The sequence below is a fragment of the Haloferax profundi genome, from assembly GCF_001469865.1.
Taxonomy (GTDB): domain Archaea; phylum Halobacteriota; class Halobacteria; order Halobacteriales; family Haloferacaceae; genus Haloferax; species Haloferax profundi.
On the sequence record NZ_LOPV01000566.1, the window covers coordinates 1 to 470 of the forward strand.

1 pseudogene is annotated in these 470 nt (G+C 60.0%); it reads left to right on the forward strand.

The features are described from left to right. Positions 1-52: 52 nt before the first annotated feature. Positions 53-470, forward strand: a pseudogene (locus AUR66_RS22250) (glycoside hydrolase); the annotation flags it as partial.

Genomic DNA, 470 nt, shown 5'->3' on the forward strand with positions numbered 1-470 from the left:
CCAAGGCACCCGACGTGGGTTCCTGCAGTGGTGTGCTGCGAGTGGTATCGCCGTGACCACTGGCTGTGCAGCCATCAATCTGCGGCCACCCTCTGAAGACGACGAAAGTACCGAGACGACCGGACCACCGACCACGACCAACGAGGGTACAGAGACGCCGACCACGACACCCGAAACTGACGTGAATTCGGCTCTCGACCTCGACAGCGACGCCCCAGTCAGCGTCCGTGGAGCCATCTACATCCCTGCACGAGCGTTCAACTTCTACCAGATGTGGCGCGACTACGACCCTGCTGTCACCGAGCGTGACCTCGGGTACGCCACACGACTTAACTTGAACGCAATTCGGACGTGGGGTAGCTACGAGTTCTGGCGAGAAGACCCCGAAGCGTTCGAATCGGCGTTCGAAGACTTCCTCCAGACGAGCGACGACTACGATATCAAACCCCTCGTCGGTCTGTTCGAGGGAA